Source organism: Klebsiella sp. G-Nf4, assembly GCF_002810615.1.
In the GTDB taxonomy this organism is placed as follows: Bacteria; Pseudomonadota; Gammaproteobacteria; order Enterobacterales; family Enterobacteriaceae; genus Klebsiella; species Klebsiella variicola.
In genome coordinates this window covers 56,156-80,043 of sequence record NZ_PION01000015.1, presented here as the reverse complement: position 1 = coordinate 80,043, position 23,888 = coordinate 56,156, and the positions used below count along the sequence as shown (strand labels likewise).

The following is a 23,888-nucleotide window of genomic DNA, read 5'->3' as shown; positions in this document are numbered from 1 at the left end:
ATGGTGTGGAAATAGGCTTGCCGTGGGTAAGCCTATGTCTGCGATCTGACGGTTATACACGCGTTGTCATGGAGCGATTTTGAAGAAAGTCAGCATTATAGATGTGGCGAAACTGGCCGGCGTCTCCGTTTCGACGGTCTCGCTGGTATTACGTCAGAAAGGGAAGATCTCCGACGCGACCATCGAAAAAGTCAACGCGGCCATCCAGGAACTTGGCTATGTGCATAACGTTGCCGCCGCTAATCTCCGCGCCAACACCACCAACCTGATCGGCCTGATCCTGCGCGACTTCAACGACAGTTTTTCCATCAAGGTGATGGCGAATATCGTCCAGGAGCTCGAAAAGCAGGGCTATATGGTCATTCTCGGCCAGCCGCGCGACGATCATGACTATCTGGCCCGCTGCCTGCTGTCGTTTAAACAGCAGGGCGTCGCCGGCGTGATATATCTTGATGCCGACACCACCAGCAATGCGTTGCCCGAGGCCTTACAGGCATGTCCGCTGCCGCTGGTCGCGGTCTCGCAAACGCTGCTCACCGGCCACCATGATCAGGTGGTCCGCGATAACCGCCAGGCCGCCAGCATCGCCACCCGTTATCTGATTGAGCGCGGCCATCGCTACATCGCCTACATCGGCGGACAGGATAACGACCTGATCCGTCAGCAGCGGCTGCTTGGCTTATTCAACACACTAGAGAAGAACGGCATGACGGTGAGGGAAGAATTTGCCCCCGCCTGCAGCGACAACACCCAGGCCGCCAGTATCGCCACCCGCCAGTTGCTGGAAAAAAATAATGCCATTACCGCCCTGCTGTGCCACTCGCCTGATGCAATGATTGGCTGCCTCAGCGGTATTCATCAGGTTGGACGCACGGTGGGAAAAGATGTCTTTCTCACTCAGCAGGTGGCGCTGGTGGGGTTCGAAGACATGATGCACGTGAATTTAACCTCGCCATCCTTCACTTACGTCTCTTCCGCCAGCGAAGAGACAGGACGTCAGGTTGCCTCGCTCATTATCCGCAAAATCAAAGAGCCTGCCCTGCCGACCCAGCGCATTACCCTTTCCGGACAGCTGGTGGCTCGAGAGTCAGCCTGAGGCTAGCGAGTCGCCAGATGGTCATCCAGCAGAGGAAGCCATTGCTGCACGGATTCTGCCTGGTGAGGCGCATAAACCACGCCAAGGCTTAACGGCATGCTGTCGCCTTCAGCGACAGGACAGAACACCACCCCCTGACGCTGGATCGCGGAAAAGGACGCCGGCAGCAGGATCATGCCTTCGCCACGCGCAATTCGCGCCAGCAGTACATCATGTTCGGCAGGCTCCTCCACGTAAGCGGGGGAATAGCCAGCCCGGTCGAAAATACGTCGCGTGTAGTCAAAGAAATCGGGATTACGCTCGCGTTTAAACCAGAACAGCGGTCGGTGATTGAGCGCGCGTAGCGCTAACGCTGGGCTGGCGGCTTCCGGCCAGGAGGCAGGCAATGCCGCGATGAGCGGCTCATGATACGGCAAAGGATGCAGGTGCAGCCCTTCGGTATTCAGCGGCAGCGCGACCAGCGCCGCATCGAGTTTTCCTTTGCGCACCTGCTGAGCCAGCGCCGGCGAGGCGTGGCGAGTGATATGCAACGTGCGGGTATGTTTACTCAGCGCAGATTCAACGGCGGCGAAAATGCCCTGTTCAAAGGCGGTGGTCAATCCCAGACGCAAGGGCTGCGGCGACTGAGCGGAGAGCTCACTCAATGCCGCCAGCGTGCGCGCCTGGAGCGCCAGCATCGGCCGAATAATCTCCAGCACTTCTCTTCCCGCGTCGGTAAGGATCAGGCCTTTGCTGTGGCGCTGAAACAGCGTCACCCCCAGTTGAGCTTCCAGTTGACGCATATGACGGCTCAGCGGCGGCTGCGAGATAAATAACCGCTGCGCCGCCCGGCTGATGTTATTTTCTTCCGCCACCACGGCAAAGGCGCGCAGCAGGCGAATATCCAGGGAATGTAATCGCGAAGTTGTCATACTGAAAAGGTATCACGAAAAGGGTATTACTCAAGTCCGGCAAACTTCCCTACCCTTCCTCTTAACGCATCATCACAGAGAGGAAAAAACGATGTCCAGCGAACGTTATATCACCGGTCAGGAAATGCTGCAGCGGGTGGATGGCAGCGGCGGGGAAGCCGTCGTCGACAGCCTGCAGGATATCGCCCCCGATTTCGCCCGCTATCTGATTGAGTTCCCCTTCGGCGATATTTACGCCAGGCCGGGGCTCGATTTACGCAGCCGGGAAATCGCTACTATTGCCGCGCTCACCGCGCTGGGTAACGCCGCGCCACAGCTGAAAGTACACATTGCCGCAGGATTAAATGTCGGCCTGACACAAGAGGAGATAACGGAAGTGATCATGCAGATGGCGGTCTACGCCGGATTCCCGGCGGCGCTCAACGGCCTGTTTGCCGCCAAAGCGGTTTTTGCGGCGCACTAACAAAAAAGACCAGGCAGCGCCTGGTCTTTTTCTCGGAACTACAGCAGCTGCGCCAGACGGTTAATATCCGACTGGATCGCTCCGGCGGTCACATCGCGCCCGGCGCCGGGTCCGCGGATCACCAGCGGGTTATCGCGATACCAGCGGCTTTCGATGGCGAACACGTTATCGCACGGCAGCAGCGCCGCCAGCGGGTGCTCTTCGCGTACCGCTTCCACGCCGACGCGTGCTTTGCCGTTAGCATCAAAGCGCGCCACGTAGCGGAGCACCAGCCCCATCTCGCGGGCCGCTTCCAGACGCTGCAGCATTTGCTCGTTCAGCTCTTCGCCATTTTCAAAGAAGTGATCGACCGACCCCTCTTCGCAGTGTGCAGGGACCAGTGATTCCACACGGACCTGATCCGGTTCGATGTCATAACCCGCTTCCCGCGCGAGGATCACCAGCTTACGCATCACATCCTTACCGGACAGATCGACGCGCGGATCCGGCTCGGTCAGCCCCTGCTGCCAGGCCTGATCCACCAGGTCGGTGAACGGCACGGTGCCATCAAACTGCAGGAACAGCCAGGAGAGCGTTCCCGAGAAGATACCGCTCAGACCGAGGATGGTATCGCCGCTGTCGATCAGATCGCGCACCGTATGGTTCACCGGCAAACCCGCGCCAACGGTAGCGTTATACAGCCAGTGGCGACCCGTCTTCTCAAACGCGTCGTGGATCTGGCGATATTTATCACTGCTGCTGGCGCCCGCCAGCTTGTTGGCGCTGATCACGTGGAAGCCATGGCTGGCGAAATCAAGGTACTGGTCGGCCAACTGTTCGCTGGCGGTGACGTCCAGCACCACTAAATCATCGTACGGATGCGCGCGCATCCACAGGAACAGCGACTCTTCATCCTGCTCCACCGCTTCATCGTTGAAGAAGGCCAGCGCCCGGCTGGCATCCAGCCCGTCGTAGTTCAGCAGGCTGCGTTTACTGTCGACTACGCCGGCGAGAACAAACTCGAAGCCAGTACGCGCCGACAAGGTGGTTTGTTCGCGGGCAAACAGCTCCAGCCAGCGGGAGCCAATGTTCCCTTTGCCGAACAGCATCAGGCCAATACGCTTCTCTGCACGAAACAAGGTCTGATGCAGACCCTGGATCAGGCTTTCCGTTGGCCCGGCGCGCAACACGGCCACCAGGCTGATCCCCTCTTCGGACTGCCAGGTGAACTCCACCGGTTGCCCTTTCAGTTGCTGCCAGAAACGATGGCAGTGCAGTGGGTTACGGGTGACTCCCGCGCCCACCATCGCCACCAGCGCCAGCTTCTGACGCAGACGCAGCTCGCCCGGCAGACCCGCTTCATCGAGCAGCTTCAGCGCGCTGTCGGCTACCTCGGAGGTATAACAGAACTGCAGCAGCTTGCGGTCGGCATGGATGCCAACGGCTAATGGACGCAGCTGGGCGCGTTTGAGCAAGGCGTCCAGCTCTTTATGCGCCAGTTTGAAATCGTGGCTGGCCGGCACCTGGAACTCCACCAGGCAGACGTCGTCATGACTGGTGACAATCCGCGCGCCGGTACCGGAGGCCAGCACGCGCTCAATGCGCGTAGAGCCCTGTTCCGGCGTATAGCTACAGCGTAACTGCAGATCGATATCGCTGGCGGACACCGGCTGCAGCGTGCGGGCATGGAGCACTGGAGCGGCCAGACGCGCCAGCTCGCTGGCTTCATCCAGACGCAGCAGCGGCAGCAGACAGGCATCTTTGACCTTACGCGGATCCGCGCTGTACACCCCGGCGACATCACTCCAGATGGTGACGCGAGAGGCGCCCGCCAGCGCACCGATCTGCGTGGCGGAGTAGTCAGACCCGTTACGGCCCAGCAGGACGGTTTCTCCGGCCTGGTTGCGGGAGATAAAGCCGGTCACCACCAGACGTTTATTCGGATGTTGCGCCATCAGCTGTTGCAGCAGTGGATAAGATAATCCTTCATCCACCTGCGGCTGCGCGGCGCGTTCCGCACGCAGGAAAGCGCGCGCGTCCAGCCAGGCCGCTTCCATACCCAGCTGGTTAAGGACCGCCGCCATCAGGCGCGCGGACCAGACTTCACCATGGCCGACCACTTCCGCATAAACCGCTTCGGTAACCCCGCCATCAAGCAATCCTGCCAGACGCTCAAGGTCATGGATGAAGGCGGCAATTAACGTATCCGCCGCCGCAGGCTCCACCAGACCTCCAATCAGCTCGGTCTGATAACGGCGAAGCGACTGCTGAACCTGATGCGCAGCAAGGCGATCGCTCTGGCTAAGTTTAAGCCAGCTGATCAGCTGGTTGGTGGTGCTGCCAGCGGCGGAGACGACCATCATGTCGCCCGCCTGCGAATATTCCTTCATGATCCCCGCGACGCGCAGGTAACATTTCGCATCCGCTAAACTACTCCCACCAAATTTGTGCAGCTGACGACCCTTCGCCCCTGCCTGCGCAATCACACTCATTTTTATTCCTCGTTTGCTGCCCGGAAGCCATTTTCCAGGTCGGCAATTAAATCTTCACCATCTTCAATACCGGTTGAAATACGCAGAAGCGTTTCTGAAATTCCGGCGGCGGCACGCGCTTCAGGCGCCATGCCGGCATGCGTCATGGTTGCCGCATGGGAAATCAGGCTTTCAACGCCCCCCAGCGATTCCGCCAGTGTAAACAGCGACAGCCCGCTCAGGAAACGGCGCAGCGTCTGCTCGTCACCGTCCAGCTCGAAGCTTAACATTGCGCCAAAACCTTTTTGCTGACGCGCCGCAATTTCATGCCCCTGGTTTTCCGGCAGCGACGGATGATACAGCTTTTTCACCAGTGGCTGGGTTTTCAGATACTCAACGATCGCCTGGGCATTGCGCTGCGCCACTTCCATACGCGGAGACAGCGTCCGCAGACCGCGCAGCAACAAATAGCTGTCGAAGGCACCGCCGGTGACGCCAATATTATTCGCCCACCATGCCAGTTCGGTGACAGTCGCCGGATCTTTGGCAATCACCACCCCGGCAACCACATCGGAGTGGCCATTCAGGTATTTAGTACAGGAATGCAACACCAGATCGGCACCCAGCGCCAGCGGGTTTTGCAGCGCCGGGCTCAGGAAGGTGTTGTCCACCACGCTCACCGCGCCTGCCTCACGCGCCAGACCACAGATTTTCGCAATATCCACCACCCGCAGCAATGGATTACTTGGGCTTTCGACCAGCACCAGCTTCGGTTTTTCCGCCAACGCCGCCCGCAGCGCCTGCTCATCATTTTGATCGACGAACTGGACGCGATAACAGCCGCGCTTCGCCAGGCTGTCGAACAGACGGTAGCTGCCGCCGTAGCAGTCGTGCGGCGCCACCAGCAGATCGCCCGGCTTAAGGAACACCGTCGTCACCAGCAGGATCGCCGACATACCGGTATTGGTCAGCACCGCGCCGGCGCCACCTTCCAGCTCCGCTAAGGCGCGCTGCACCACATCACGCGTCGGGTTGCCGCGGCGGGAGTAGTCGTGGGCGCGAGGTTCATTAAAGCCGGTGAAGTTATAAGTACTGGAAAGGTGAATCGGCGGGACAACGCAACCGTACTGCTCGTCGTCATTTAAACCGCTACGCACTGCGATGGTGGCCTGTTTACGCGTCATGTTGGGAAGTTCCTGGGCTGAATCGGTGAAAAGTCAGGCTCCAGAGTAAACATTGTCACAATAGACGTCAATACATCTGGACATCTAAACTTCTTTGCGTATAGATTGAGCAAAGTGCAAATAGCCGTTAAAATTATATGCATTAGCGCACGTCGGTAGCGGCTTATCTCATGTTAGAAAGCGCGCTCATACGGTAAACTACGCGCAATTATAGCCCGGGCGGAATATTCTGGCCCTTCACTAATAAACAGAGGATTAAGGTATCTCATGGCTGAATGGAGCGGCGAATATATCAGCCCATACGCTGAGCACGGTAAGAAGAGTGAGCAAGTAAAGAAAATTACGGTTTCCATTCCTCTGAAGGTGTTAAAAATCCTCACCGATGAACGCACGCGTCGTCAGGTGAACAACCTGCGTCACGCGACCAACAGCGAGCTGCTGTGCGAAGCGTTCCTGCATGCCTTTACCGGACAACCGTTGCCTAACGATGAAGACCTGCGTAAAGAGCGCAGCGATGAGATCCCGGAAGCGGCGAAAGAGATTATGCGTGAACTGGGGATCGACCCGGATACGTGGGAATACTGAGTTGATAAAAAGGGCGGAAGCAATCTTCCGCCCTTTTTTGTGTCCCGCGCAGGCTGGCGAGAGGCACAAAAAAGCCGCCCTGAGGCGGCTTCTTCTGGCAACTTACTTGCTGCCCGGGATGCTGAAGCGCTTGTTGAAGCGGTCAACACGGCCACCGGTAGCAACATCACGCTGTTTGCCGGTGAAGAACGGGTGGCATTTACCGCACACGTCGAGGTTCAGGTCGTGACCAACGGTGGAACGGATTTTCATGACATTACCGCAAGAACAGGTAGCAGTAATTTCTTCGTATTTTGGGTGAATACCTTTTTTCATGGGAGAACCTCAGTTAAGGCCGCGTCGCTCTTCCAGCCCTAACGCCAGACACCACGCGATATTAATAATTTCCCGTCGTCTTCCACGCTGCTGACAGCGCGAAGCGTACGGTAATGGTCAATCTCCAATGCGGTATAAAGTGCATTGAAGGCGGCGAATCATACAGAATTTGACCAGCATATGCAAACTGATCCGCGCCGCCTTATCGTAATGTGTATACTATCCCGCCAGATTTCAAGTCAGGAAGATGACATGCCCGTCGCCCACGTTGCCCTACCCGTTCCGCTACCGCGCACCTTTGACTATCTGCTGCCTGATGGCATGGCGGTCAAAGCGGGCTGTCGGGTGCGGGTGCCGTTCGGCAAACAGGAGCGGATCGGCATTGTCGCGGCGGTGAGCGAGCGCAGCGAGCTGCCGCTGGATGAACTCAAACCGGTCGCCGAAGCGCTGGACGACGAGCCGGTCTTCTCCGGCACCGTCTGGCGACTGCTGATGTGGGCGGCTGAGTATTACCATCATCCGATTGGCGATGTGCTGTTCCATGCGCTGCCCATTCTGCTGCGCCAGGGCAAACCCGCCAGCGCGACGCCGCTGTGGTACTGGTTCGCCACCGAGCAGGGGCAGGCTGTCGACCTCAACGCTCTGAAACGCTCCCCAAAGCAGCAGCAGGCGCTGGCGGCGCTGCGCCAGGGAAAGATCTGGCGTCATCAGGTTAGCGAACTGGAATTTAATGAAGCGGCGCTGCAGGCGCTGCGTGGCAAAGGGCTGGCGGAGCTGGCCTGTGAAGCGCCCGTCCTCACCGACTGGCGCAGCACGTATTCGGTTGCCGGCGAGCGCCTGCGTCTGAATACCGAACAGGCCACCGCCGTCGGGGCGATCCACAGCGCTGCCGATCGCTTCTCCGCCTGGCTACTGGCAGGCATCACGGGCTCAGGGAAAACGGAAGTCTACTTGAGCGTGCTGGAGAATGTACTGGCGCAGGGGCGCCAGGCGCTGGTGATGGTGCCGGAGATCGGCCTGACGCCGCAAACTATCGCCCGTTTTCGCCAGCGCTTTAATGCGCCGGTGGAAGTGCTGCACTCCGGACTCAATGACAGCGAACGTCTCTCGGCCTGGCTGAAGGCGAAAAACGGCGAAGCGGCCATTGTGATAGGCACTCGCTCCTCGCTGTTTACCCCGTTTAAAGATCTCGGCGTCATCGTCATCGACGAAGAGCATGACAGCTCCTACAAACAGCAGGAGGGCTGGCGCTACCACGCCCGCGACCTGGCGGTATGGCGCGCTCACAGCGAACAGATCCCGATTATTCTCGGCTCGGCGACGCCGGCGCTGGAGACCCTGCACAACGTCCGCCAGGGCAAATATCGGCAGTTAACCTTAAGCAAACGCGCGGGCAACGCGCGTCCAGCCCAGCAGCACGTGCTCGACCTGAAAGGACAGGTGCTGCAGGCGGGTCTGTCACCCGCGCTGATCAACCGCATGCGCCAGCATCTGCAGGCGGATAACCAGGTGATCCTGTTTCTTAACCGCCGCGGCTTTGCGCCAGCGCTGCTGTGCCACGACTGCGGCTGGATCGCGGAGTGCCCGCGCTGCGACAGCTACTATACGTTGCACCAGGCGCAGCACCATCTGCGCTGCCACCATTGCGACAGTCAGCGCCCTATCCCGCGCCAGTGCCCTTCCTGCGGTTCCACACATCTGGTGCCGGTGGGTATCGGCACCGAGCAACTGGAGCAGTCCCTGACACCGCTGTTCCCTGGCGTGCCTATCTCGCGTATCGACCGCGATACCACCAGCCGTAAAGGGGCGCTTGAGGAACATCTCGCCGCGGTCCATCGCGGCGGCGCGCGTATTTTGATCGGCACCCAAATGCTGGCCAAAGGCCATCACTTCCCGGACGTGACCCTCGTCTCCCTGCTGGACGTCGACGGGGCACTGTTTTCCGCTGATTTCCGTTCCGCAGAGCGTTTCGCTCAGCTCTATACCCAGGTCTCCGGACGAGCGGGCAGGGCAGGAAAACAGGGCGAAGTGATCCTGCAAACCCACCATCCGGAGCACCCTCTGCTGCAGACCCTGCTGTATAAAGGCTACGACGCTTTTGCCGAGCAGGCGCTGGCAGAGCGGCAGACGATGCAGCTACCGCCGTGGACCAGCCACGTGTTGATTCGTGCTGAAGACCATAACAACCAGCAGGCGCCGCTGTTTTTACAGCAATTGCGCAATCTACTGCAGGCCAGCCCGCTGGCCGACGATAAACTGTGGGTGCTCGGTCCGGTTCCGGCGCTGGCGCCGAAGCGCGGCGGCCGCTGGCGCTGGCAAATATTACTGCAGCATCCTTCGCGGGTGCGCCTGCAGCACATCGTCAGCGGTACGCTGGCGTTAATCAATACGCTACCGGAGGCGAGAAAAGTGAAATGGGTGCTGGATGTCGATCCTATTGAAGGGTAAGGCTTCTCTTGCGAGCCGGATCGAAAAATTCAACAAGCATCACGTTTTTCATGAAAATTCTGTAACTCACTGCCGCGACTATCTGATAAAAATGATGCAGCAGTTAGCGCGCAAGGGAAATGTCAGCGCCATTCAGCGAGGAGAAACCAGGTGAAGCCCAAAAAACAAGTGGTTGCCGCCACCATGAAAGACGTCGCTCTCAAAGCAAACGTTTCCACGGCAACCGTGTCCCGAGCGTTGATGAACCCTGATAAGGTGTCGCAAGCCACCCGCAGCCGGGTCGAACAGGCGGCGCTGGAAGTCGGCTATTTACCGCAGTCGCTCGGGCGAAATATGAAGCGCAACGAATCGCGGACGATCCTCGTGATCGTGCCGGATATCTGCGATCCCTTTTTTAGTGAAGTCATCCGCGGAATTGAAGTCACTGCCGCCGAGCACGGTTATCTGGTGTTAATCGGCGATTGCGCTCACCAGAACCAGAAAGAAAAAACCTTTATCGACCTTATCATCACCAAGCAGATCGACGGCATGGTGCTGCTCAGCTCGCGCCTGCCGTTCGACGCCAGCGTGGAAGAGCAGCGCAATTTGCCGCCGATGGTTATGTCGAACGAATTTGCGCCGGAGCTGGAACTGCCCACCGTCCATATCGATAACCTGACGGCGGCCTTTAACGCGGTGAACTATCTTCATGAGCTGGGACACCAGCGTATCGGCTGTATCGCCGGCCCGGAAGATATGCCGCTGTGCCATTATCGCCTGCAGGGTTATGTGCAGGCGCTGCGCCGCAGCGGTATCACCGTCGATCCGCACTATATCGCTCGCGGCAACTTTACCTTCGAAGCCGGCGCCAATGCGCTGGAGCAGTTGCTGTCACAGCCGATACCGCCCACCGCGGTCTTCTGCCATAGTGATGTGATGGCGCTGGGCGCCTTGTCTCTGGCGAAACGCCGCGGCCTGAAGGTGCCGGACGACCTGTCGATTGTCGGCTTCGATAACATCGCGTTGTCTGAATTTTGCGATCCGCCGTTGACCACCGTTTCACAGCCGCGTTTTGATATCGGCCGTGAAGGAATGCTGCTATTACTTGAGCAAATGCAGGGTCATAACGTGAACAGCGGCTCGCGTCTGCTCGACTGCGAACTGATTGTTCGCGGCAGTACGCAAAAAATCAGACGATAACCATCAGGCTTTCGGGCCTGCACTTCTGGTCAAAGGCCCGCCGCTTAAGTAACATGGCGGGCTGACGAACGAATATAAGACAGCGAAACGATAGTGGCACAACGAGATTATGTACGCCGCAGCCAACCGGCTTCTTCGCGGCGCAAAAAGAGCACGACCCGAAGCTCAAGGAATAAGCAAAGCAGCCTTCCGGCGATTTCACCGGCTATGGTGGCGATCGCGGCGGCTGTGCTGGTGGCCTTTATCGGTGGACTTTATTTCATTACGCACCATAAGAAAGAAGAAGCGGAAGCGATGCAAAATCGCCAGGCCGCCGGTAACGGCTTGCCGCCAAAACCGGAAGAGCGCTGGCGCTATATCAAAGAGCTGGAAAGTCGCCAGCCTGGCGTTCGCGCGCCGACCGAACCGACTGCCGGTGGCGAGGTGATGAAACCGGAACAGCTGACCGACGAGCAGCGCCAGCTGCTCGCCCAGATGCAGGCCGATATGCGTCAGCAGCCAACCCAGCTGACCGAAGTGCCGTGGAACGAACAAACCCCGGCGCAGCGCCAGCAGACGCTGCAGCGTCAGCGTTTAGCACAGCAACAGCAGCAGGCACAGCAGCAGCAGTGGGCGCAAACTCAGCCGCAGACCGTGCAGCAGCAGCCGCGCGTCCAGCAGCCGAAGCCAGTGCAGCAGCAACAGCCAAAGCAGACCGCGTCGAACCAGCAGCCGTACCAGGATCTATTGCAGACGCCGGCGCATACCAATACCACGCAGCCACGTACGCAGGCCGCCGCGCCGGTGACCCGCGTGGAGGAAGCGCCGAAAGCCGCTGCCGCCGAGAAGAAAGACGATCGTAGCTGGATGATCCAGTGCGGCTCCTTTAAAGGCGCCGAGCAGGCCGAAACCGTCCGCGCTCAGCTGGCTTTCGAAGGATTCGCTTCGCACATCACCACTAATAACGGCTGGAACCGCGTAGTCATTGGTCCGCTGAAAGGCAAAGAAAGCGCCAACGAGATGATCACCCGCCTGAAGATGGCCGGACACGCGAACTGCATTCGTCTCGCCGCCAGGGGTTGAAACCCTCAAAATCCCCCCCATCTATAATTGCATTCGGCCCCGCGGACAGCGCGGGGCCCCTGTTCCGCTTTTGCAACCAAGGGGTCTGCTCGTGACTACAATTGTAAGTGTTCGCCGTAACGGCCATGTTGTTATTGCCGGTGATGGCCAGGCCACGCTGGGCAACACCGTGATGAAGGGCAACGTGAAGAAAGTGCGTCGTCTGTACAACGACAAAGTGATTGCCGGTTTCGCTGGCGGCACTGCTGACGCCTTCACGCTGTTCGAACTGTTTGAACGTAAACTGGAAATGCACCAGGGCCATCTGGTGAAGGCCGCCGTTGAGCTGGCCAAAGACTGGCGAACCGATCGGATGTTGCGCAAGCTGGAAGCGCTGCTGGCCGTCGCGGACGAAAACGCGTCGCTTATCATCACCGGTAACGGCGACGTGGTACAGCCAGAAAACGATTTGATTGCTATCGGCTCCGGCGGTCCTTACGCCCAGGCCGCGGCCCGCGCGCTGCTGGAAAACACCGATATGGGCGCGCGCGACATCGCCGAGAAAGCGTTGGATATTGCAGGTGATATCTGCATCTATACCAACCATTTCCACACCATCGAAGAATTACCTTCTAAAGCGTAAGGATCTCCCATGTCTGAAATGACCCCACGCGAAATTGTCAGCGAACTGGACAAACACATTATCGGCCAGGACGCCGCCAAGCGTTCTGTTGCTATTGCCCTGCGTAACCGCTGGCGCCGGATGCAGCTTAATGAAGAGCTGCGTCATGAAGTCACGCCGAAAAACATTCTGATGATCGGCCCAACCGGCGTCGGTAAAACCGAGATTGCCCGTCGTCTGGCGAAACTGGCCAACGCGCCGTTTATTAAAGTTGAAGCGACCAAGTTCACCGAAGTGGGCTATGTTGGTAAAGAAGTGGACTCGATCATCCGCGATCTGACCGATGCGGCGATCAAAATGGTTCGCATGCAGTCCATCGATAAGAACCGTTACCGCGCGGAAGAGCTGGCGGAAGAGCGCGTACTTGACGTGCTGATCCCACCGGCGAAAAACAACTGGGGCCAGGCTGAACAGCCGCAGGAACCCTCTGCTGCGCGCCAGGCGTTCCGCAAGAAACTGCGTGAAGGCCAGCTGGACGATAAAGAGATTGAAATCGATCTCGCTGCGGCGCCGATGGGCGTTGAAATCATGTCCCCTCCGGGCATGGAAGAGATGACCAGCCAACTGCAGTCCATGTTCCAGAACCTCGGTGGCCAGAAGCAGAAACCGCGTAAGCTGAAAATCAAAGACGCGATGAAGCTGCTGATTGAAGAAGAAGCGGCCAAGCTGGTCAACCCGGAAGAGCTGAAGCAGGAAGCCATCGACGCTGTAGAACAGCACGGTATCGTCTTTATCGACGAAATCGACAAAATCTGTAAGCGCGGCGGCAACTCCTCCGGCCCGGACGTGTCTCGTGAAGGCGTACAGCGCGACCTGCTGCCGCTGGTTGAAGGCTGCACCGTCTCCACCAAGCACGGGATGGTTAAGACCGACCACATCCTGTTTATCGCCTCCGGCGCGTTCCAGGTGGCCAGTCCGTCCGATCTGATCCCTGAGCTGCAGGGGCGTCTGCCGATCCGCGTTGAGCTGAAGGCGCTGACCACCCATGACTTCGAGCGCATCCTGACCGAGCCGAACGCCTCCATCACCGTGCAGTACAAAGCGCTGATGGCGACCGAAGGGGTGAGCATCGATTTCACTGAAGACGGTATCAAGCGTATCGCCCAGGCCGCATGGCAGGTAAACGAAACCACCGAGAATATCGGTGCGCGTCGCCTGCACACCGTGCTGGAGCGTCTGGTGGAAGATATTTCCTATGATGCCAGCGAGATGAACGGCCAGACCGTCATTATCGATGCCGAATATGTGAGTAAACACCTGGATGTTCTGGTGGCAGATGAAGATCTGAGCCGTTTTATCCTATAATCCGGTGCAATGCATTTTCATCACTGTTGATGGGGGCTATAGCCCCCATTTTTATTGGCTAAAATAACTATGACTGATATCAGCCGTTCTCAGGCGTGGCTGGAAAGCCTGCGTCCTAAAACGTTACCACTGGCGTTTGCCGCGATTATTGTTGGCACCACCCTTGCCTGGCAGCAGGGCCATTTTGATCCCTGGGTTGCTCTGCTGGCGCTGATCACCGCCGGCTTGCTGCAAATTCTTTCTAATCTGGCCAATGACTACGGCGACGCGGTCAAGGGGAGTGATAAACCGGATCGCATCGGGCCGCTGCGCGGCATGCAGAAAGGGGTGATTACCCCCCAGCAGATGAAGCGCGCCCTCATCGTCACCGTCGCGCTGATCTGTCTGTTTGGTCTGGCGCTGTTGTGCGCTGCATGGCAGAGCGTCGGCGATTTTATCGGCTTCCTTGTGCTGGGTGGCCTGTCCATCGTGGCCGCCATCACCTACACGGTGGGCACCCGCCCGTATGGTTATATTGGCCTGGGTGATATCTCGGTACTCATTTTCTTCGGCTGGTTGAGCGTCCTCGGCAGCTGGTATCTGCAAGCGCACAATGTGGAAGCCGCCATTTTTCTGCCGGCGACGGCCTGCGGTCTGCTGGCGACCGCCGTGCTGAACATCAATAATCTGCGCGATATCGACAGCGACCGGCAGAACGGGAAGAACACCCTCGCCGTGCGCCTGGGGCCGGTCAATGCCCGTCGCTATCATGCTTGCCTGCTGTTCGGCTCCCTGCTGTGCCTGGCGCTGTTTAATCTGCTGGCGCTGCATTCTGTGTGGGGCTGGCTGTTTATTCTCGCCACGCCGCTGCTGGTCAAACAGGCGCGCTACGTCCTGCGCGAACCTGATCCGGTAGCGATGCGGCCGATGCTCGAAAAGACGGTTAAAGGGGCCTTACTGACCAACCTGCTGTTTGTCATCGGAATTATTGCCAGTAAGCTGATGGCTTAACTGACAAATATCAATTAACAATTGATGATTTTGCCAACAATGGGATTCGCGGGATATACTAAAAACTCTCGCAGCAACTGAACGTTAAGCCTATGAAATACGATACTTCCGAGCTTTGTGACATCTACCAGGAAGATGTCAACGTCGTGGAACCGCTGTTCTCTAACTTTGGAGGACGGTCGTCGTTTGGTGGACAAATCATTACGGTAAAATGTTTCGAGGATAACGGGTTGCTCTATGATCTGCTCGAGCAGAATGGCCGTGGTCATATTCTCCTGATCGACGGCGGCGGCTCAGTACGACGCGCGTTAATTGACGCCGACCTGGCGCGTCTCGCCGTACAGAATGAATGGGAAGGGTTAGTGGTCTATGGCGCGGTGCGCCAGGTGGACGACCTTGAGGAACTGGACATCGGCATCCAGGCGCTGGCGGCAATTCCGGTCGGCGCAGCTGGCGAAGGCATCGGCGAAAGCGACGTGCGCGTCAATTTCGGCGGGGTGACCTTCTTCTCCGGCGACCATCTGTATGCCGATAACACCGGGATGATCCTGTCGGAAGACCCGCTGGATATCGAATAAACCCTCTGCCATAAAAAAGGCCTTCTCCATGAGAAGGCCTTTTGTTTATCCGACGCGCAACTTAGTACAGTTTCTTCGCGCAATCCAGCCAGTCGTTCTTGAACGGACGCTTCATGTTCTCGATGGCATCGATAATGTCGTGGTGCACCAGCTTCTCATTCTGAATGCCGACGCAACGACCACCTTGTCCCTGCAGCAGCAGTTCAATCGCATAAGCGCCCATACGGGAAGCCAGGATACGGTCGTAAGGAACCGGGGAACCGCCACGCTGAATGTGGCCAAGAACGGTAGCGCGAGTTTCACGGCCGGTTTCTTTCTCGATGTAGCTTGCCAGCTCGTCAACGTCGCACATGTGCTCGGTAATCGCCACGATAGCGTGTTTTTTCCCTTTCGCGATACCGGCTTTGATTTCAGCGACCAGATCGTCACGGGTGTATTCCACTTCCGGCACCATGATGAACTCACAGCCGCCAGCAATGGCCGCCGCCAGGGTCAGGTCGCCGCAGTAACGGCCCATCACTTCCACCACGGAGATACGCTGGTGTGAAGAAGAGGTGTCGCGCAGACGGTCAATCGCTTCCACCACGGTGCTCAGGGCGGTAAAAAAGCCGATGGTGTAGTCAGTGCCTTTGATATCGTTGTCGATGGTGCCAGGCAGGCCGATGCACGGGAAGCCCATCTCGGTCAGGCGCATTGCGCCCATATAGGACCCGTCACCACCGATAACCACCAGCGCGTCCAGGCCGCGCTTCTTCATGTTTTCGATAGCCACAGCGCGAATGTGTTCTTCACGGAATTCCGGGAAGCGAGCGGAGCCCAGGAAGGTGCCGCCGCGGTTGATCATGTCGGAAACGCTGTAACGGTCGAGCTGAACCATACGGTCTTCATACAATCCGAGGTAACCGTCATAGATTCCAAAAACTTCCAGACCTTCCGTTAATGCCGCGCGCACAACGCCACGAATTGCTGCGTTCATGCCCGGCGCATCACCGCCACTTGTCAACACACCGATTTTCTTAATCATGACTACCTCTGAACTTAGGAAGCAAAAAATAATTCTGTTGCCTGAAGCGCTCCCTCACCAGGAGTGCACGACGCTAATGACAATAGTATATCAAACGCCTCAAGCTGAATTGATTCAGGTCAGACCAAACGGCGGTAATTTATACAAAAAATGCCGATCTGCCCCACATTTTTACATCGAGTTTACAGACTATAACCTAACGCTCAAAAAAGCCCTGCTGCGCCGCTGGCACCACAGAACTGGGATCCTGATGGATAATGACATCGGAACCCGGGAAACGGCGCAGAATCGCCTGCTCCACCTGGTCTGCAATCACGTGGGCTTGCACCAGCGGGAGGTTATCTTCCATTTCCAAATGAATCTGAATAAAGCGGGTCGGCCCTGACTGCCGCGTTCGTAGATCGTGCGCCCCGCGGATGCCGGGCCATGCGGTCACGATGGTGATAATGTCCTGACGCTCCTCGTCAGGCAAGGCGCGGTCGAGTAGTGACTGAACCGCCTCATAGCCCATCCGCAGCGCGCTATATAAAATATAGATGCCAATTCCTAATGCAAACAACGCATCGGCGCGATGCCAGCCATACCAGGAAAGGCCCAGCGCCACCAGAATGGCGCCGTTCATCATAACATCAGACTGATAATGAAGCATATCTGCCCGCACCGCCTGGCTCTGGGTTTTTCGCACCACCCAGCGCTGGAAGGTCACCAGCGCCAGCGTGCTGAACAAGGCGATCAACGTGACGACGACCCCAACGCCGGCGGCCTGCAGCGGCTCCGGACGCACCAGGTGCTGAATGCCGGTGAGAAACAGAAACAGCGCCGAGCCGGAGATAAACATGCTTTGCGCCAGCGCCGCCAGCGATTCCGCTTTGCCGTGGCCAAAGGTATGCTCTTCATCAGCAGGTTGCAGCGAATAGCGAACCACCAGCAGGTTGGTCAGCGAGGCGGCAATATCCACCAGTGAATCCACCAGCGCAGCCAGAATACTGACTGAACCGGTATACCACCACGCAAAAATTTTGATCAAAAGTAACGCGGAAGCCATGGCCGTCGCGGCGATAGCGGCGCGGCTGACCAACCGGCCATAAGATTGATTCATATAGGCTCCTTCTCCTGCAATGCGCTTAGTATAACCTGAACTTGTGACGCTCACGGGATACGCGAAGAAGTTGATTTGCCGAAAAAAGGGCAAAAAAAACCCCCACATCATGTGGGGGAAGACAGGGATGGTGTCTATGGCAAGGAAAACAGGGTTTGTTACTGGGGTTGCAGGGTGTTGCTACTACTCGAAAGCATCATTGCTGAGCCTTTCTGCATCCTTGCAACCTCACGCAACTGATCCATACGTTGCTGGTGCTTAGCATTTAAAACCGCTTGCTGCTCTGGCGTAAGCAGGTGGTACATCTGGTTGCGGACCTTAGCCATTTCGACCTGGCGAGCAACCTGTTCCTGCGCCATTTTTTCTGCCTGAGCGCGCACAGCGTTTTCATCAAAATTTTCTGCGGTGACAAGGCGATGCATTGTCTCCATTTCGCTAACATTAACGGGGAGCCTATCATGGCGTGCCCGTTGCATAAGATCCCGTAACTGCTGACGTTGCTGCTCGGTTAAACTTATGCCGTCAAACATATGGCTCTGGCTACCGCGCTGTCCCCCTTCGTCTCCGGGGAGCCAGTTAACGCTGGTAACGACTTCAGCGGCCTGGCTATATGCACTTAGCGCCAGCGTTGAGGCCATGACGGCAGCGATAACATTGCGCATCACATACTCCCAAAACGTTTGTGTCGCGATTCAACGAGAGACAGTCTACGATTCAGGCTGCAAACATGCGTCAGGGGGTGTAAAACAACGTAAAGTCATGGATTAGCGGGCCTTGATGACGTAATTTCTGCCTCGGAGGTATTTAAAAGATGAATAAAATCCTGTTAGTTGATGATGACCGGGAGCTCACCTCCCTGTTAAAAGAGCTGCTCGATATGGAAGGTTTTAACGTGCTGGTGGCCCATGATGGGGAACAGGCGCTGGCCCTTCTGGACGACAGCGTTGATTTATTGCTGCTCGACGTGATGATGCCGAAGAAAAACGGTATCGATACGCTGAAAGAGCTGCGTCAGACACACCAGACCCCGGTTATCATGCTAACAGCGCGCGGGAGCGAGCTGGATCGCGTTCTCGGCCTTGAGCTGGGCGCGGATGACTATTTGCCTAAGCCGTTCAACGATCGTGAACTGGTGGCCCGTATACGCGCGATTCTGCGCCGTTCCCACTGGAGCGAGCAGCAGCAGACGACCGAAGCCGGATCGCCAACGCTGGAAGTGGATGCCTTAAGCCTGAATCCGGGCCGCCAGGAAGCCAATTTCGATGGTCAGACACTGGAGCTCACCGGTACCGAGTTCACCCTGCTCTATCTGTTAGCGCAGCATCTCGGCCAGGTAGTGTCGCGTGAACATTTAAGCCAGGAAGTGTTAGGCAAGCGCCTGACGCCGTTCGACCGCGCCATCGATATGCATATTTCCAACCTGCGGCGTAAGCTGCCGGAGCGAAAAGATGGTCATCCATGGTTTAAAACGCTGCGTGGTCGCGGGTATCTGATGGTTTCCGCTTCATGATAGGAAGTTTGACTGCACGCATCTTCGCCATCTTCTGGCTCACGCTGGCGCTGGTGTTGATGCTGGTGCTGATGTTGCCCAAACTGGACTCCCGGCAGATGACCGAGCTGCTGGAAAGCGAGCAGCGTCAGGGCATTATGATCGAACAGCACGTCGAGGCCGAGCTGGCGACCGACCCGCCAAACGACCTGATGTGGTGGCGTCGTCTGTTTCGCGCCATCGATAAATGGGCGCCTCCGGGACAACGCCTGCTGCTGGTGACCAGCGAAGGCCGCGTGATCGGCGCAGAACGCAACGAGATGCAGATCATTCGTAACTTTATCGGCCAGGCCGATAATGCCGATCATCCGCAGAAAAAACGCTATGGCCGCCTGGAAATGGTGGGGCCGTTTTCCGTCAGGGACGGGGAGGATAACTATCAGCTCTATCTCATTCGTCCCGCCAGCACCTCACAATCTGACTTTATCAACCTGCTGTTTGACCGCCCCCTGCTGCTACTGATCGTCACGATGCTGGTCAGCGCTCCGCTGCTGCTGTGGCTGGCGTGGAGCCTGGCGAAACCGGCGCGTAAGCTGAAAAACGCCGCCGACGAAGTCGCCCAGGGCAACCTGCGTCAGCATCCGGAACTGGAAGCCGGGCCGCAGGAGTTCTTAGCCGCTGGCGCCAGCTTTAACCAGATGGTCACCGCGCTGGAGCGGATGATGACCAGCCAACAGCGGTTGCTGTCTGATATCTCGCACGAGCTGCGCACGCCGCTCACGCGCCTGCAGCTGGGTACCGCCCTGCTGCGTCGTCGCAGTGGTGAGAGCAAGGAGCTGGAGCGTATCGAAACCGAGGCGCACCGGCTGGACAGCATGATCAACGACCTGCTGGTGATGTCGCGCAACCAGGCAAAAAATGCCCTGGTCAGCGAGACGGTGAAAGCCAATCAGCTGTGGGGCGAAGTGCTGGACAACGCGGCGTTTGAAGCCGAGCAGATGGGTAAATCTTTCACCGTTGAGTATCCGCCGGGCCCGTGGCCGCTGTACGGTAACCCCAATGCGCTGGAAAGCGCGCTGGAGAATATCGTCCGCAACGCTCTGCGCTACTCGCACACGAAGATTTCCGTCAGCTTCTCGGTGGATAAAGACGGGATTACGGTTAACGTCGACGACGACGGCCCGGGAGTCAGCCCGGAAGATCGCGAACAGATTTTCCGGCCATTCTACCGGACCGATGAGGCGCGCGACCGCGAGTCCGGCGGCACCGGCCTGGGTCTGGCGATTGTCGAAACCGCTATTCAGCAGCACCGCGGCTGGGTGAAGGCCGACGACAGCCCGCTGGGTGGTTTGCGCTTAACCCTTTGGTTACCGCTGTATAAGCGCACCTGATGCTATCCCGGCTTGCGCTGCGCTAAGCCGGGAGCATCCCGGAAATACTCAATAGGGGGAATTATTTCCCCCATAATCTCCGCGAATTATCCTCGATCTTGCCGCTTAAACGCCGCTTCTGCATCGTTCGGCTCCAGCTCACCGACAGGCCCGCAGCCGACAATAAGCGGTGGTACTGATCATCATCAAACGGCATCTGCCAGGCAATCGCCCCGGCCTCATGAACACTAACATCGCTCAGCCGGGAAACCAGCTCGAGCGGCGCATCGCTGGAGACTTGCCCCCCGGCAATCACCCGATACAACCAGCCGGTCTTCCCGCTGTTTTGCACCAGCTGCGCCATATCGCCGATCGCAAAATGAAAATTGAGCTTGAAGCACGGCGATCGCGGCTGGGTGACCTGGATCAGCGCCTCGCCCCAGCGAAAGATATCGCCGATATAAACATTTTGCTCGGTGAGCCCGGTGGTGGAGAGGTTTTCGCCGAACGCCGGCGCGCAGAAGCGCTCGGCCTGCTGGGGGAATTCACGGATCCAGTCGGCATAGTGTTCGCGCGGATAGTGGCACAGCGCGCGGTCCGGCCCGCCGTGAATTTTCTTCTCCGCCTGCTCGTCCCCATCGAGGCCGAGATCGCCGAGCTGCAATTCGCCATCAACCTGGATTTTGCCGATCGCGCTGGGGCGACTGCCCGCGTAGTCCCTGATTTTGCCGACAAAGACATTCACCGGATAATGCATGGCTGCTCTCCTTGCTACAGATATAAAAAAAGCGAGTCATCAGACTCGCTTCTCTCTTAGCGCAATGCAACCTTATTTTTTAGCGGCAAAACGCGCTGCAGCTTCGTCCCAGTTCACTACGTCCCAGAAGGCTTTGATGTAGTCCGGGCGACGGTTCTGGAATTTCAGGTAGTAAGCGTGTTCCCACACATCCAGACCCAGGATCGGGAAGCCGGAAGCGCCGGAAATGGCTTCGCCCATCAGCGGGGAATCCTGGTTGGCGGTGGAGACAACGGCCAGTTTGTCACCTTTCAGTACCAGCCACGCCCAGCCGGAGCCGAAACGGGTCGCAGCGGCTTTTTCGAATTCCGCTTTGAAATTGTCTACAGAGCCGAAATCGCGCTCGATAGCCGCTTTCAGGTCGCCCTGCAGGGTGGTGCCGGTTTTCAGGCCTTTCCAGAACAGGCTGTGGTTAGCGTGGCCGCCCGCGTTGTTACGCAGTACGGTTTTTTTGTCAGCCGGCAGTTGATCCAGCTTGGTGATCAGCTCTTCAGCGGACAGGTTAGCGAACTCCGGCAGGCTTTCCAGCGCGGCGTTAGCATTGTTCACGTAGGTCTGATGGTGTTTAGTGTGATGGATCTCCATCGTCTGCTTGTCGAAGTGCGGTTCCAGAGCATCGTAAGCGTACGGCAGGGATGGCAGGGTATAGCTCATAATCATCTCCATTATTGTCGAGCGGCTCAAGTGTTAACGCCGCGTAAGCAGTTTGTCCATTATAGTTAATTAAATGGTATTGAAAATGCTTATCAATGCCGTATTTTTCATATGGATATAACCAGAAGAAATACCCGCCATTTTGTGATGTAGAACAACTAATTAAGCCCATGGTTGCCAGGGTTCGCCATCCTGTGGCAACGGCTTGAAGGCGGCCAAAGCGGCTAATTTTTACACTCATCACATCGGAAGCCGCCGTCTCCGATAAAAAAGATGAGGATAAAATCAATGAACCACGCGATTACGATGGGTATTTTTTGGCATTTGATAGGGGCCGCCAGTGCCGCCTGTTTCTATGCCCCGTTCAAAAAAGTAAAACACTGGTCGTGGGAAACCATGTGGTCGGTTGGGGGGATCGTCTCCTGGCTGATCCTGCCCTGGGCCATCAGCGCCACGCTGTTACCCGATTTCTGGGCCTACTACCGCTCTTTTAGCGCCTCCACGCTGCTGCCGGTCTTCCTGTTCGGCGCCATGTGGGGTATCGGTAATATCAACTATGGCCTGACCATGCGCTATCTCGGCATGTCGATGGGAATAGGCATCGCCATTGGCATCACGCTGATTGTCGGCACGCTGATGACGCCGATTATTAATGGTCAGTTTTCGGTGCTGATGCACACCCAGGGCGGTCAAATGACGCTGCTTGGCGTGCTGGTGGCGGTGGTTGGCGTCGGCATCGTCACCCGCGCGGGCCAGCTGAAAGAGCGCAAAATGGGCATCAAAGCCGAAGAGTTCAATCTGAAGAAAGGGCTTCTGCTGGCGGTGATGTGCGGCATCTTCTCCGCAGGGATGTCGTTCGCGATGAACGCCGCCAAACCGATGCATGACGCTGCCGCGGCGCTCGGCGTCGACCCGCTGTACGCAGCGCTGCCAAGCTACGTAGTCATTATGGGCGGCGGGGCGCTGGTCAATCTCGGCTTCTGCTTTATTCGTCTGGCGAAAGTGAAGAGTCTGTCCGTCAAAGCCGATTTTTCGCTGGCTAAACCGCTCATCATCAGCAACCTGTTGCTCTCCGCCCTCGGCGGCCTGATGTGGTATCTCCAGTTCTTCTTCTATGCCTGGGGCCATGCCAGCATTCCGGCGCAGTATGACTATATGAGCTGGATGCTGCACATGAGTTTCTACGTGCTGTGTGGCGGTCTGGTGGGTCTGGTGCTGAAGGAGTGGAACAACGCCGGCCGTCGTCCGGTGAGCGTCCTGAGCCTCGGCTGCGTGGTGATCATCATCGCCGCCAATATCGTCGGTCTGGGGATGGCCAGTTAACCACCGGCTCATCAGCCAGACAACGACGGTTTTCAGGCGGCGGCGCGACTGCGCTGCCGCCATTGCCCCGGTGACATACCGATTTCCCGGCTAAAAACCACCGAAAAGTAGTTACTGTCCTCAAAGCCGCACTGCATGGCGATATCGCCGATTAAGCGCTCGGTATGCTGCAGCAGGTACTGCGCATGGCAGATCCGCAGCTGGCGTAAATAGTGATTGATGGTCATCCCGGTTTGCTGGCGAAACTGCTGGCGTAGCGCCCGCTCGCTGCCGCCCTCCTGCTCGCAGAAACGCTCCAGAACAAAGGGGCGGCTGAGGCTGGCCGCCAGCGCGGCCAGCAGTTTGTCCAGCAGCGCTTCGCGCTGCGTCGCCGCGGGATCATCCGTCGCGTAGCGATGGCGCTGCAACGTCAGCGCCAGCTGGGCAAACAGCAGTTCGGCCATCGCATTTCCCTGCGCGTCGCGCCGGGCGCACTCATGCTCAAGCTGGCTAATCACCTGGCGCGCCTGCGCCATACCTGTGCTGCCCATGCGCCAGTGGGGCTTCCACGGCGTGCCAAAGAGGCCAGGGATCGCTCCCGCCCAGTCAAAATTAAGTTGCAGCCGCTCCGGGCAATAGATGATGTTCTGCAGGACTAAATCATTGACCGAAGCATAGGAGTGTTTATCTTCGGCGCGAATATAGAACAGATCGCCGCGGGTAATGCGCCAGGGGCGATCGTTAAGGACGTGCAGTCCGTTGCCGCGCCACACCAGCACCAGCTCGCAGAACTCGTGGGTATGCTCGGCAAAAACGTTTTGCGGGTAGCGGTCGGCCACCGCCACTGCCTGCGTGGCGGAAGGGAAAAACTCCTCTTTACGTAGAATCAGACCGGCCACGGCTCACACTCCAAACGCGGATAACGGC

23 protein-coding genes are annotated in these 23,888 nt (G+C 57.7%); 13 read left to right on the top strand and 10 right to left on the bottom strand.

Going from position 1 to position 23,888, the window contains the following annotated elements; genetic code table 11:
• The first annotated feature begins 79 nt into the window (after positions 1-79).
• Positions 80-1,096 carry a substrate-binding domain-containing protein gene (locus tag CWM57_RS24450; protein ID WP_100676506.1) on the top strand — a complete coding sequence of 339 codons (1,017 nt, stop codon included), beginning with the start codon at positions 80-82 and terminating at the stop codon, positions 1,094-1,096.
• A 2-nt stretch (positions 1,097-1,098) separates the two neighbouring features.
• Here CWM57_RS24450 and CWM57_RS24445 read toward each other — a convergent pair whose 3' ends face one another.
• Positions 1,099-2,007, bottom strand: a complete 909-nt coding sequence (locus CWM57_RS24445) for a LysR family transcriptional regulator (protein ID WP_074387443.1) — start codon at positions 2,005-2,007, stop codon at positions 1,099-1,101.
• Positions 2,008-2,098: 91 nt separating this feature from the next.
• Between CWM57_RS24445 and CWM57_RS24440 the strand changes: the two genes are divergently transcribed.
• The gene (locus CWM57_RS24440) at positions 2,099-2,470 is read left to right on the top strand and encodes a carboxymuconolactone decarboxylase family protein (RefSeq protein WP_016162053.1); all 372 of its coding nucleotides are present in this window, start codon (positions 2,099-2,101) and stop codon (positions 2,468-2,470) included.
• A 38-nt stretch (positions 2,471-2,508) separates the two neighbouring features.
• Here the strand turns inward: CWM57_RS24440 and CWM57_RS24435 are convergent, their stop codons facing one another.
• Positions 2,509-4,941, bottom strand: coding sequence for a bifunctional aspartate kinase/homoserine dehydrogenase II (locus CWM57_RS24435; protein ID WP_049008645.1), 2,433 nt, complete (start codon positions 4,939-4,941; stop codon positions 2,509-2,511).
• A 2-nt stretch (positions 4,942-4,943) separates the two neighbouring features.
• The gene (gene metB, locus CWM57_RS24430; RefSeq protein WP_061156231.1) at positions 4,944-6,104 is read right to left on the bottom strand and encodes a cystathionine gamma-synthase; all 1,161 of its coding nucleotides are present in this window, start codon (positions 6,102-6,104) and stop codon (positions 4,944-4,946) included.
• Between the two features lie 267 nt (positions 6,105-6,371).
• Between metB and metJ the strand changes: the two genes are divergently transcribed.
• On the top strand, positions 6,372-6,689 hold the full coding sequence (gene metJ / locus CWM57_RS24425; protein WP_004107547.1) for a met regulon transcriptional regulator MetJ: 318 nt from the start codon (positions 6,372-6,374) through the stop codon (positions 6,687-6,689).
• A gap of 102 nt (positions 6,690-6,791) precedes the next feature.
• Here metJ and rpmE read toward each other — a convergent pair whose 3' ends face one another.
• The gene (rpmE, locus tag CWM57_RS24420) at positions 6,792-7,004 is read right to left on the bottom strand and encodes a 50S ribosomal protein L31 (RefSeq protein WP_008807868.1); all 213 of its coding nucleotides are present in this window, start codon (positions 7,002-7,004) and stop codon (positions 6,792-6,794) included.
• Positions 7,005-7,256: 252 nt separating this feature from the next.
• Between rpmE and priA the strand changes: the two genes are divergently transcribed.
• The 7 genes from priA to rraA all read left to right on the top strand — a co-directional run bounded on the left by priA (position 7,257) and on the right by rraA (position 15,227).
• Positions 7,257-9,452 (top strand): primosomal protein N', encoded by a 2,196-nt coding sequence (gene priA, locus CWM57_RS24415; RefSeq protein ID WP_061156232.1) that lies wholly within the window; start codon positions 7,257-7,259, stop codon positions 9,450-9,452.
• Between the two features lie 150 nt (positions 9,453-9,602).
• Positions 9,603-10,631, top strand: a complete 1,029-nt coding sequence (gene cytR / locus CWM57_RS24410; RefSeq protein WP_061156233.1) for a DNA-binding transcriptional regulator CytR — start codon at positions 9,603-9,605, stop codon at positions 10,629-10,631.
• 93 nt (positions 10,632-10,724) lie between these two features.
• Complete coding sequence (ftsN, locus tag CWM57_RS24405; RefSeq protein ID WP_071839142.1) at positions 10,725-11,693, top strand: cell division protein FtsN; 969 nt, start codon at positions 10,725-10,727, stop codon at positions 11,691-11,693.
• A 91-nt stretch (positions 11,694-11,784) separates the two neighbouring features.
• The gene (hslV, locus tag CWM57_RS24400; protein WP_002882918.1) at positions 11,785-12,315 is read left to right on the top strand and encodes an ATP-dependent protease subunit HslV; all 531 of its coding nucleotides are present in this window, start codon (positions 11,785-11,787) and stop codon (positions 12,313-12,315) included.
• A 9-nt stretch (positions 12,316-12,324) separates the two neighbouring features.
• A complete protein-coding gene (hslU, locus tag CWM57_RS24395) occupies positions 12,325-13,659 on the top strand; it encodes an HslU--HslV peptidase ATPase subunit (protein ID WP_061156235.1) in 1,335 nt (444 codons plus the stop codon).
• A 69-nt stretch (positions 13,660-13,728) separates the two neighbouring features.
• Positions 13,729-14,649, top strand: coding sequence for a 1,4-dihydroxy-2-naphthoate polyprenyltransferase (menA, locus tag CWM57_RS24390; RefSeq protein WP_061156236.1), 921 nt, complete (start codon positions 13,729-13,731; stop codon positions 14,647-14,649).
• A gap of 92 nt (positions 14,650-14,741) precedes the next feature.
• Entirely contained in the window at positions 14,742-15,227 is a 486-nt protein-coding gene (gene rraA, locus CWM57_RS24385; RefSeq protein ID WP_002882913.1) for a ribonuclease E activity regulator RraA, read from the top strand.
• Between the two features lie 61 nt (positions 15,228-15,288).
• Here rraA and pfkA read toward each other — a convergent pair whose 3' ends face one another.
• From pfkA to cpxP, 3 genes are all read right to left on the bottom strand, one after another.
• Positions 15,289-16,251 carry a 6-phosphofructokinase gene (gene pfkA, locus CWM57_RS24380; protein WP_061156237.1) on the bottom strand — a complete coding sequence of 321 codons (963 nt, stop codon included), beginning with the start codon at positions 16,249-16,251 and terminating at the stop codon, positions 15,289-15,291.
• Positions 16,252-16,447: 196 nt separating this feature from the next.
• Positions 16,448-17,350 (bottom strand): CDF family cation-efflux transporter FieF, encoded by a 903-nt coding sequence (fieF, locus tag CWM57_RS24375; RefSeq protein WP_008807873.1) that lies wholly within the window; start codon positions 17,348-17,350, stop codon positions 16,448-16,450.
• 158 nt (positions 17,351-17,508) lie between these two features.
• Entirely contained in the window at positions 17,509-18,012 is a 504-nt protein-coding gene (cpxP, locus tag CWM57_RS24370; protein WP_004178004.1) for a cell-envelope stress modulator CpxP, read from the bottom strand.
• A gap of 149 nt (positions 18,013-18,161) precedes the next feature.
• Between cpxP and cpxR the strand changes: the two genes are divergently transcribed.
• Positions 18,162-18,860: an envelope stress response regulator transcription factor CpxR gene (gene cpxR, locus CWM57_RS24365; RefSeq protein ID WP_002882901.1), complete on the top strand. Its 699-nt coding sequence runs from the start codon at positions 18,162-18,164 to the stop codon at positions 18,858-18,860.
• Complete coding sequence (cpxA, locus tag CWM57_RS24360; RefSeq protein WP_061156238.1) at positions 18,857-20,230, top strand: envelope stress sensor histidine kinase CpxA; 1,374 nt, start codon at positions 18,857-18,859, stop codon at positions 20,228-20,230. Before cpxR ends, cpxA begins: the two co-directional genes overlap by 4 nt.
• A gap of 61 nt (positions 20,231-20,291) precedes the next feature.
• Here the strand turns inward: cpxA and yiiM are convergent, their stop codons facing one another.
• Both yiiM and sodA read right to left on the bottom strand, forming a co-directional pair.
• A complete protein-coding gene (gene yiiM / locus CWM57_RS24355; RefSeq protein ID WP_074387444.1) occupies positions 20,292-20,966 on the bottom strand; it encodes a 6-hydroxyaminopurine reductase in 675 nt (224 codons plus the stop codon).
• A gap of 72 nt (positions 20,967-21,038) precedes the next feature.
• Positions 21,039-21,659, bottom strand: coding sequence for a superoxide dismutase [Mn] (sodA, locus tag CWM57_RS24350; protein WP_004203668.1), 621 nt, complete (start codon positions 21,657-21,659; stop codon positions 21,039-21,041).
• A gap of 288 nt (positions 21,660-21,947) precedes the next feature.
• Here sodA and rhaT point away from each other — a divergent pair, with 288 nt between their 5' ends.
• On the top strand, positions 21,948-22,982 hold the full coding sequence (gene rhaT / locus CWM57_RS24345; protein WP_061156240.1) for an L-rhamnose/proton symporter RhaT: 1,035 nt from the start codon (positions 21,948-21,950) through the stop codon (positions 22,980-22,982).
• Positions 22,983-23,014: 32 nt separating this feature from the next.
• Here rhaT and rhaR read toward each other — a convergent pair whose 3' ends face one another.
• Positions 23,015-23,860 carry an HTH-type transcriptional activator RhaR gene (rhaR, locus tag CWM57_RS24340; protein ID WP_002882891.1) on the bottom strand — a complete coding sequence of 282 codons (846 nt, stop codon included), beginning with the start codon at positions 23,858-23,860 and terminating at the stop codon, positions 23,015-23,017.
• Positions 23,861-23,888: the final 28 nt, after the last annotated feature.